This is a genomic window from Candidatus Egerieousia sp. (assembly GCF_056211015.1).
Genome location: NZ_JBAELF010000034.1, coordinates 1 through 9,601 on the forward strand (window position 1 = coordinate 1; position 9,601 = coordinate 9,601).

Consider the following 9,601-nt stretch of genomic DNA (forward strand, 5'->3'; position numbering starts at 1 on the left):
TATCAGACATTCAGAGGCAGCATCTTTGAACTTGTTGATGAAGCTGTCGGTTTCGTGATGCAGCATATCGATGCTGCGGTGAGTGTTCACAACAAGGCAGCTGTCGATGTTGAATACGAGATTCCTATCAAGGCAGTGCGCGAAGTGATTGTGAACGCCATTGTCCACTGTCAGAACGAAAGCAATGCAAGTGTTGAAGTGATGCTTTTCAAGGACAGACTCGAAGTCTGGAATCCTGGGACTCTTCCCCAAGGGCTCACCCTGGACAGCTTGAAAGGTGTACACAACTCCATTCCGGCGCATCCGATTATCGCCCTCCCTGCATATCTTGCCGGATATATCGAGAGGCTTGGGACAGGTACCACCGATGTTGTCGAGACCTGCGTGGCAGCAGGCCTTCCTGCACCTGAATACAAGCAGGAACAGAACCATTTCATATCCATCATCTGGAGGAAGAGGACCAATGCGAATGGCCCCCAAAGTGGCCCCCAATATCTAATTGATAATAAAGACATTGGCAATACCGGCTCGCAAAGTGGCCCTCAACATGGCCCCCAAAGTGGCCCCCAAGAAAAACTAGCCAAAAGATACCGCGGACTGCTGGAAACTATAATTGCAAAACCGACAATCAGCAAAGAAGATTTGGCAGCTCAATTCAATATATCTCTGACCACCTTGAAAAGAGACTTGAGAAGTCTGCGCCAATCCTATGAAATCACGTGGATAGGATGGACACAGAATGGCCACTGGGAGGTCAAGGAGTTGGATAAGAAGAAATAATACCTTTGAAAGTAGAACTTTTGTAATGTTAACAAAGAATAAAATATTTGACCTCCTCAATTATCCTGAAAAGGCATACACAGCATCGCTTGGGGAAGATAAAATTGAAATTAAAATCTACGGTAATGAGTCAAGCTATAACCGTATGGCTATGATTTCACATTTTCTACATAATTCCGACTTGCCTAAAGGGAAAGAAAGGACAGCAAAGAAACGCTTGTATCAATACATTTCGTCTATCCATCCAGAATACGATGACGAATATACTAATGTGTTATGTGACAATGCTGTTCAACTTAATCTTTTTCAAGATTTGTTCGATGTGCCGTTCCCAGCTCCCAAAAATCCCCAATTTACATTCATTGATTTATTTGCCGGGATTGGAGGTATCCGTATTCCGTTCGGAGAACTTGGTGGGAAATGTGTATTCTCTTCAGAATGGAACAAGGCGGCCCAAGCCACATACACAAGTAATTTCGGAGAAATCCCTTTTGGAGATATTACAAAGATAAGTGCAGATTTTATACCTCACCATGATATTTTGCTCGCAGGGTTCCCTTGTCAGGCATTCTCCATTATGGGAAAAATGAAAGGTTTTGATGATATCCGCGGTACAATGTTTTTTGAGGTTGCTCGAATTCTTGATTACCACCATCCGAAAGCGTTTCTTCTTGAAAATGTAAAACAACTCGTATCGCATAATGGGGGAAAGACTTTCAAAGTCATCTTGGAAACCTTGGATAAACTTGGATATCACGTAAAATGGAAAGTGTTGAATGCTCTTGATTTTGGGCTGCCTCAGAAGCGTGAGCGGGTAATCATTGTTGGTTTTTCAGATAAAGAAGCTGCCAATAGATTCAACTTTGACTTTGACAAAATCCCCTATAGTTTAGGTAACATCCTGGAGCCGGAGGAGAATATTGAAGAATCACTGATTGCTTCAGATGAAATACAGGCAAAACGTAAAAGAAGAGTTGATGGAAAGGATGTATTCTATCCTTCTATTTGGCACGAGAATAAGAGTGGTAATATTTCGGTATTACCTTATGCTTGTGCATTGAGAACTGGAGCCTCGTACAATTATCTGCTGGTTAACGGTTATCGACGTCTTTCTTCAAGGGAATTGCTGAGATTGCAGGGGTTCCCCGACAACTTCAATATTGTTGTTTCACACACAGAAATTCGTAAACAGACAGGAAATTCGGTGGCGGTTCCTATGATTAGAGCTGTCGCCGGCAAAATAGTTCAATTGATATGAAACAACCACGATTAAGAGATTCACGTAATCTCATCTCTGAACTTTACCCACTCGGGCAAGTTCCACAAGAAATAATAACCAATATCGCCAAGGGAATTGTTTATCGTGCCCATACCGGACGCAAGGATATTACAGGTGATGACTGGGGTGACATCCTTGCCGATGCAGTTGGTGGAGAGCATTATGCAAAGCCTGTAGGAATAACCGATTTGGCTACAGAAACTACTGCGTGGTCTGCAAAAACGGTTAAGGCAAACAGTCCGTTTACAACCGCGAACGTGCGTCTGATAAGTGGCAGAAATTCGCCTGATTTTTCTTATGGCATTGAGGATCCCCACGATGATGTGCAGAAGACAGGTGATGCTGTCCTTGGAATATGGAACGGACGTGTTGACATTGCTCAAGCACACCATCCTAGAATTCGTGTTAATGTATTGATCCGGAACTACGACCTTACCGAGTTTGTAATGTATGAGGAATATCTTGAGCATTTCCGCATCAGTGATTATGAGTGGAAAGAAAACGAACGCGGTAATTTTGAGGCATTTCATAAACGTACGAACGAAAAATGTTTTACATGGCAACCACATGGTTCACAATTCACGATTCACTCCGTTGTTCCGGACGATGCTATCAGGTTTCGAGTAAAACGCCCACCTCTGTTGACGCAGGAAATAGCTTTAGAAAACATCGGATTTGATGAGTCTTGGATTGAAATTTTGTAAGTACCGAGTTCTCTCATTTGTGGCATAGAACAAGAAAGAGAGCCGAAGACTGATAGGACTCTAAATAAACCACTGAACTGCATTCAAACTTTATGAGTGGATAATGATTACATGAAAATTGATTTTTCTGAATATAGAACAAAGAATTGGAAGTCTGTAAGGAATCGCATCATAGAAAGAGACGGTCATAAGTGCGCTCATTGTGGCAGATCAGAAGATGAGGCAAAGTTGCAGGTTCATCATCTTCATTACGAAAAAAGAAAGAAAGCATGGGAGTATCCAGACGAGTACCTGATTACCCTGTGCCAACATTGCCACGCAGAAGAACATGGAAGAGTTATGCCCACCTCGGGATGGGAATACATAGGAAGCGACGATCTTGAGGAACCAATTGGTGAATGTGAGTATTGCGGCAATGAAATTCGCTTTGAGCATACGATATTTCATCCGGATTGGGGTTACATGATAGTCGGATGTAATTGTGCAGACAAGTTGACAGAAACCTCTGAAATGAGGGCTTATGAGGCAAAAAGAAAGAAACTCGCATCAAAACTGCGCACCTTCATGAAATCACCTCGATGGCGTGTTCTCTAAGAAAATCAATGGCAGAAGGCGTTCGACCGAGAGAACGTATGACTTCTATTAATGCTTTGTAATGTGTCGACGAAAGATACAAACTTGAGAACGGGACTCACTGTGTCTATTGCGGGTCTCAAACCAACATCTCAGTCGATCATATGTTCGCAAAAGCACACGGAGGAGCCGACAGCTCTGATAATCTGGTATTTTGCAGCAGGAGTTGCAACAGTTCAAAGGGCGATTCTGATCTGATGGAATGGTATGGGGCCAGGAATGGTTTCCCTCCTCTTCTGGTAATGAGACGCTATATGAAGCTGGTCTATCAATTCTGCTCAGAATCAGGAATTCTGGATATGAAGATTGAAATGCTCGATGATTCAGGATGGCCATTCAAATTGAAGAACATCCCGACAAATTATCCCTCGCCAAAAGATTTGAGACTATAGAAAATTCTCCTGGACCAACTGCCTCCGGAGTATTGGTTTCGAATGGTAATCGAAGATAACAGTGTCCTTACAGGGAATTTATTTCTTCAATGATTCCTTCGACTGTTGGAACGAACTTGATTATGGTCCTGAGTTCCTCAACTATGAAACCGCAGTTGAACATGTTGTTTATCATCTGCTGCAGTGGAGCATAATATCCGTTGGTGTCAAGAACGTAAATTGGTTTCAGATGTTTGCGAAGGGCCCTGTTACAGGCGCAGGTGAAGAGTTCGTCAAGTGAGCCGAAGGCCCCCGGCATGATTACAAAGCAGTCTCCCAATTCCTCCATCTTTTTCTTGCGTTCGGCAAAATCAGCAACGTAAACCATGTTCTGCAGGTCTGTGCGTTCTACTTTAAGCCCGAGTTTCACCGCATGCATGGAGCCCTTGAAGCCCTGCGGGGAAACCCCGATTATGTCACCGCCGGCCATCTGCGCTCCGTCTGCAAGCACTTTCATGCATCCCACATTGCCTCCTCCGTAAACTATGGTGTGACCATTGCTCGCCAGCAGCATGCCAAGCCGGTATGCGTTTGCGGCGTATTTTTCATCGTTGCCCTTTGCGGCGCCAAGATATACAGTTACTTTTTTCATATTTATCAGAAAAGACCGAACAGTTGTGCGCCTATCATATCGGTGATTTTGGAAAAGTCTTTTGGATTGTTCTCGAAATCCAGATTCTCCGTATTTATGGTGAGAACCTTGCCCTTGTATTCTGAAATGAATTTTTCGTACTTCCTGTTCAGTCCGGCCAGATAGTCCAGGCTCATTGACTGTTCATACGCTCTACCTCGTTTCTGAATCTGAGCTACAAGATGCGGAATGGACGATTTGAGATATATGAGAAGGTCAGGGAGCTTCACCATTGATATCATCAAATTGTAAAGTTCCATATATGAGTCATACTCCCTCTGAGGCAGGTTGCCCAATTCATAGTTGTTCTCAACAAAGACGTGCACTCCCTCAAAAATGGTTCTGTCCTGAATTATCACATCATTGCTGCGGGAAATGTCAATGATATCCTGCATCCTTTTGGTAAGGAAGTATATCTCAAGGTTGAATGACCATCGCGGAATATCCTTATAATAATCCTCAAGAAAGGGATTGTAGCTGACCGACTCATATTTGGGAGTCCAGCCGTAATGCGATGCCAGCATCCTTGTGAGTGTGGTTTTTCCGCTACCTATGTTTCCTGCAATTCCTATGTGCATCTTCCTGTTGGATTATGTTGCAAAATTAATCAATTGTTCTTGTTCCTGTATGCCTTCGGAGACATTCCGGCGTTCTTTTTGAAGAATTTGCCGAAACTTGACTGGTCCGCGAAGTTCATCATTGCGGCAATCTGCTGTATGCTGTACTGCGGCTGCCTCAGGTACAGTTTGGCTCTGGCAACTGCGTAACCTTCAATCCATTTCTTTGCGGAGCTTCTGGTGATTCCCTTGAGAATTACCGAAAGGTATTGTACGCTTATGCACAGTTTGTCTGCGTAGAAAGATGGGTTGTGTTCCGTTTCACCATACTCGAACAGCAGGGATATGAACGATTTCATAATCTTGCCGGAAGCGGATGGCAGCTTGCCGTTTTCGCCGGCCTCCTCATGTGCTTCCCTGATGTGGGTGTCCTTTATTATAATCCTCACCACTTCAAGGAAATAATTGAAGAAGGAGGTGAAAATAAGTTCCTGCTTGAGCTCTTTATTCTCGTCCTGAATATATTCCCTGCTCCTTTCAAGCATATCCGAGAGCCTGTTCAATTCGACATTGTCCAGATGAAGAAGCTGCCTTGGCCTTGCTGTAAGGACCTTCTTTATAATGCTGGCGGATCTCTCCAGGACACATTCTTCAATGAAGTCCTTGGTGCAGAAATAGAAGATGCCGCCTGCATTGTCCGAGAACTTCAAGTTGCTCACAATGGATCTGCCGCCTTTGGAAAACAGCGCCGGCTCGGTTATGTGATATTCCTGATAGTCCGATACGATGTCCAGATCACCTTTCTCAAGAATCAGACCGAAATGCAGGTCAAGAGGGAAGGCGGAAATGAACAGTTCACGGGCGTATGCGTTTATATTGGCCAGATTTGCGGCATTTATGTCACCTATTGCAATCCCGCATTTATGCCAGGATGCGGAAGTATATTGCGTCAGCAGCTCGAAAACCTTTTCAATTTCTTGAGTCATATTTCTTTTTGGATTACTTTTTCACAGCGATAGTTAACTGCATAACGCAAAGATATAATAATTTATATAGATTTGGAACAGTTTTGTATATAAACAATAGCACGAAAATTCAATTTATTGCACAATATTTGCAAGCGATTTTGCCGGATTGGCCGTTGGCGTTTTCAACGGCTGTCAGAGGTGAGAAAATTAAAGAAAAAATTAGAAGGATGAAAAATTTGAAGGATTGTAAATTCGTGTCCGTATTGCTCGCATCCCTGCTTTTTGTGGCTATGCCTGCGGCGGATGCGCAGACTGTGCAGAAGGCGGCCCAAACCAATGGCGATACCATTATCATCTGTCTGGATGATGCCTTGAAGATTGCCTTGAGCGAAAACCTTACTGTGAAGGTGGCCGATATGGAAATAGAGAAGAGCGGCTATCAGCGTAAAGGAACATATGCGGCCTTGTTTCCGCAGATTGATTTCTCGGCCAACTACCAGAGGACCATAAAGAAACAGACAATGTTCTTTCAGGGCCAGTCAATAGCCGTAGGTATTGACAATACATATGCCGCAGGATTCTCGCTGGCAATGCCGGTGATAAATGCTCCGCTCTGGAAATCCATTGCCATAACCGCAGACAATGTGGAACTCGCAGTGGAAAAGGCAAAGGGTTCCCGTCAGGATATGGTGGCTCAGATTGAGGAGGCGTTCTACGCCGTTCTCCTTTCACAGGATCTGTATGATGTATATAAGGAGAATTACGAGAATGCCAGCCGTGACTATGAGGATATAAAGCAGAAATACGAGTTTGGAACAGTGGCCAAATACGATATGATAATGGCCGAAGTTAACAAGCAGAATGCAATCCCTAACATGCTTGACTCGAAGAACGCCATTGAGGTGTGTCTTTGGAAACTCAAGGCGTTGATGGGAATTGATCTGAACACTCCTGTCAAGTGCGCCGGATCGCTGTACGATTTCGAGAACCAGCTTGCAAAGCCTGATCTGGGGCAGGAAATATCCCTTGAAAGGAATTCAAACTTGAAGCAGTTGAATATTCAGAATGAGATTCTCTACAAGACTTACAAGGCCAAGATTGCTCAGTTCTATCCTCAGTTGAACCTTTCACTCAATTACCAGAAAACATCAATGGCCGAGGATTTCAAGTTCAATCATTACAAATGGAATCCTTATTCGGTTGGCGTGCTGTCTCTGTCCATTCCTATCTTTACCGGCGGAAGCAGGCATTACGGAATCAAGGAGGCAAAGGCAACGCATGATCAGATGGCTCTTCAGATAGAAGACACCAGAAGAAATCTCGAAGTTTCCGTGCGTTCCATCCTGAGCACGCTGAATACAAGCATAGAGCAGTACAAGGCGGCGTCAAAATCAATAGAGGGAGCCGAGACCGGATATGAGATATCACAGAAAAGATATGACGTGGGCAGCGGTACCTTCCTTGAACTGAGCGATTCACAGCTTGCATTGCTTCAGGCAAGGCTCAATCTCAACCAGTCAATATACAATTACATATCAGCAAAGTCAAAGCTTGACAACGTGATGGGCAACAACGAGGACAAGATAGCAAGACTCCAGAGCGTGTCATTGGATTCAAACATTGAAAAATAAAAAAGTACATATAAGATGAAAAATTTCGTAAATGCGTTCTTGATTTCAGCAGCCGCCTTGTTTGCGGTATCCTGCGCTTCTTCAAAATCAGATGAAATTGAGAAGGAAGAGACCGTAAAGGTAAAAACATCAATTGCACACGTTCGCAGCGTTGAGCAGATTGAGACATACACTGCAACTCTTGCGGCAAACACAACCAACAACATTGCGCCTAAGATGGCCTTGCGTATAGAAAGAATATATGCAGAAGTGGGAGATATGGTAAGAAAGGGTCAGAAACTGGCTGTTCTTGACCAGATGAACCTTGTTCAGGCAAGACTCCAGATGCAGAACGATTCAATAGAGTTCGTGCGCGCGGACGAACTTTACAAGATAGGCGGTAATTCAAAGAGCGTATGGGATGCAAGGAAACTCGCATACAACGTTTCAAGGACCAACTACATAAACCTTCTTGAGAACACCGTGCTTGTAAGCCCTATCAGTGGATTCGTTACGGCAAGGAACTATGATGCGGGCGATATGTATGCAGGTGGCGCCCCTCTATATGTGGTTGAACAGATACAGCCTGTAAAGGTTAAGGTGAACATTCCTGAAACCCTTTACAAGAATGTGAAGAAAGGAATGAGCGTGGACGTTACACTTGATACATACGGCGATGAAGTGTTCAAGGGCAGCGTTTCCATAGTCTCACCTACAATCGACCGGACATCCAGAACCTTCCCTGTTGAAATCACACTTGCAAACAAGGATATGCGTCTGCGTCCGGGCATGTTCGCAAGAGTAACCATCACCTATGGAACAGCCGATCACGTTGTGGTTCCTGACATGGCGGTCATCAAGCTCAGCGGTGCCGGTACGAGGTTTGTTTACGTTGTGAAGGATGGCGTAGTGGAGTTCAAGCCTGTTGAACTTGGAAGGCGTTTTGATAAGGAATATGAACTTATCAGCGGCATTGAAGAAGGTGATGAAATTGTTCTTGAGGGCCACAGCCGCTTGAAGAACGGTATTGCCGTTGAGGTTGTCAAATAATTTTCAATCGGAGGAGAATAAGAAATGAGTCTATATCAAACAGCGGTCAAGAAACCTGTTACCACAGCCTTGATATTCATTGGCGTGGCTATATTCGGTTTGTATTCGTTGCTTAATATCCCTATCAACCTGTACCCTGAAATCGATGCGAACACCATCATGGTCATCACATCATACAACGGCGCAAGTGCTGCGGATATTGAGACCAACCTTACCAAACCTTTGGAGAACGTGCTCAACAGTATATCGGATCTCAAGCACGTTACATCAAAATCAAGAGAGAACGTTTCAGTGATCACACTGGAATTCGAATATGGAATTGACATTGATGTTGCCACCAACGATGTGCGTGACAAGTTGGAGATGGTCAAGTCACAGCTGCCTGACGATGCCAGCAACCCGGTCATCTTCAAATTCGGTGCGGATGATATTCCTATCCTTATCCTCGGCGTTACCGCAGATGAAAGTACGCCGGGACTTTACAAGATTCTGGACGATCAGGTGTCAAACCCTCTGGCCCGTATCAGCGGTGTTGGAGCGGTATCAATCTCAGGTCTTGCAAGACGTGAGATCAATGGTTATTGCGATCCTGACAAACTTGAGTCGTACAACCTTTCAGTTGAGTCCATTGCCCAGGTGATAGGTGCCGAGAACAAGAACACTCCTGGTGGAAACATAGACATTGGAAACCAGACATATTCAATGCGCGTGCAGAAGGAGTTCGAGGATGCACAGGACATGCGCAACATCATTGTGGGGTCCTACAATGGCAGGAACGTATATCTCAAGGACGTTGCAACCATTGTTGACGGTCTGCAGGAAAGAATACAGGAGACATACAACAAACAGCGCAAGGGTGGTATGATTGTGGTCCAGAAGCAGAGCGGAGCAAACTCAGTGCTCATTACCAACAAGGTGCTGGAGATGCTTCCAAAGCTTCAGGAGTCACTTCCATCCG

10 protein-coding genes and 1 pseudogene are annotated in these 9,601 nt (G+C 44.4%); 8 read left to right on the forward strand and 3 right to left on the reverse strand.

The genetic code is table 11. From position 1 onward, the window contains the following. The 5 genes and pseudogenes from AC06L3_RS02375 to AC06L3_RS02395 all read left to right on the forward strand — a co-directional run. Positions 1-780, forward strand: a 780-nt coding sequence (locus tag AC06L3_RS02375; protein WP_475669023.1) for an ATP-binding protein, incomplete at its 5' end; no start/stop codon positions are given. Positions 781-805: 25 nt separating this feature from the next. Continuing rightward, a complete protein-coding gene (gene dcm, locus AC06L3_RS02380; RefSeq protein ID WP_475669024.1) occupies positions 806-2,038 on the forward strand; it encodes a DNA (cytosine-5-)-methyltransferase in 1,233 nt (410 codons plus the stop codon). Then, a complete protein-coding gene (locus AC06L3_RS02385) occupies positions 2,035-2,763 on the forward strand; it encodes a hypothetical protein (RefSeq protein WP_475669025.1) in 729 nt (242 codons plus the stop codon). The genes dcm and AC06L3_RS02385 overlap by 4 nt, the downstream gene beginning before the upstream one ends. Positions 2,764-2,859: 96 nt before the next feature. Continuing rightward, positions 2,860-3,357, forward strand: coding sequence for an HNH endonuclease (locus AC06L3_RS02390; protein WP_475669026.1), 498 nt, complete (start codon positions 2,860-2,862; stop codon positions 3,355-3,357). A gap of 113 nt (positions 3,358-3,470) precedes the next feature. Beyond that, positions 3,471-3,788 (forward strand): annotated as a pseudogene (locus AC06L3_RS02395) (HNH endonuclease); the annotation flags it as partial. Positions 3,789-3,855: 67 nt separating this feature from the next. Here the strand turns inward: AC06L3_RS02395 and AC06L3_RS02400 are convergent. From AC06L3_RS02400 to AC06L3_RS02410, 3 genes are read right to left on the reverse strand one after another with little or no spacing between them, the layout of a single operon-like run. After that, on the reverse strand, positions 3,856-4,419 hold the full coding sequence (locus AC06L3_RS02400; protein ID WP_475669027.1) for an LOG family protein: 564 nt from the start codon (positions 4,417-4,419) through the stop codon (positions 3,856-3,858). A 5-nt stretch (positions 4,420-4,424) separates the two neighbouring features. After that, positions 4,425-5,036, reverse strand: a complete 612-nt coding sequence (locus AC06L3_RS02405) for a deoxynucleoside kinase (protein WP_475669028.1) — start codon at positions 5,034-5,036, stop codon at positions 4,425-4,427. Between the two features lie 29 nt (positions 5,037-5,065). After that, on the reverse strand, positions 5,066-6,001 hold the full coding sequence (locus AC06L3_RS02410; protein ID WP_475669029.1) for a helix-turn-helix domain-containing protein: 936 nt from the start codon (positions 5,999-6,001) through the stop codon (positions 5,066-5,068). Between the two features lie 209 nt (positions 6,002-6,210). Here AC06L3_RS02410 and AC06L3_RS02415 point away from each other — a divergent pair, with 209 nt between their 5' ends. The 3 genes from AC06L3_RS02415 to AC06L3_RS02425 all read left to right on the forward strand — a co-directional run. Beyond that, positions 6,211-7,614, forward strand: a complete 1,404-nt coding sequence (locus AC06L3_RS02415; RefSeq protein ID WP_475669030.1) for a TolC family protein — start codon at positions 6,211-6,213, stop codon at positions 7,612-7,614. Between the two features lie 15 nt (positions 7,615-7,629). Further along, positions 7,630-8,643 (forward strand): efflux RND transporter periplasmic adaptor subunit, encoded by a 1,014-nt coding sequence (locus AC06L3_RS02420; protein ID WP_475669031.1) that lies wholly within the window; start codon positions 7,630-7,632, stop codon positions 8,641-8,643. Positions 8,644-8,667: 24 nt separating this feature from the next. After that, the coding region (locus AC06L3_RS02425) for an efflux RND transporter permease subunit (RefSeq protein WP_475669032.1) at positions 8,668-9,601 on the forward strand (934 nt) is incomplete at its 3' end.

Coding starts and splice junctions, on each gene's coding strand:
- dcm (WP_475669024.1), top strand. CDS start 806: ATGTTAACAAAGAATAAAATATTTGACCTCCTCAATTATCCTGAAAAG.
- AC06L3_RS02385 (WP_475669025.1), top strand. CDS start 2,035: ATGAAACAACCACGATTAAGAGATTCACGTAATCTCATCTCTGAACTT.
- AC06L3_RS02400 (WP_475669027.1), bottom strand. CDS start 4,419: ATGAAAAAAGTAACTGTATATCTTGGCGCCGCAAAGGGCAACGATGAA.
- AC06L3_RS02405 (WP_475669028.1), bottom strand. CDS start 5,036: ATGCACATAGGAATTGCAGGAAACATAGGTAGCGGAAAAACCACACTC.
- AC06L3_RS02410 (WP_475669029.1), bottom strand. CDS start 6,001: ATGACTCAAGAAATTGAAAAGGTTTTCGAGCTGCTGACGCAATATACT.
- AC06L3_RS02415 (WP_475669030.1), top strand. CDS start 6,211: ATGAAAAATTTGAAGGATTGTAAATTCGTGTCCGTATTGCTCGCATCC.
- AC06L3_RS02420 (WP_475669031.1), top strand. CDS start 7,630: ATGAAAAATTTCGTAAATGCGTTCTTGATTTCAGCAGCCGCCTTGTTT.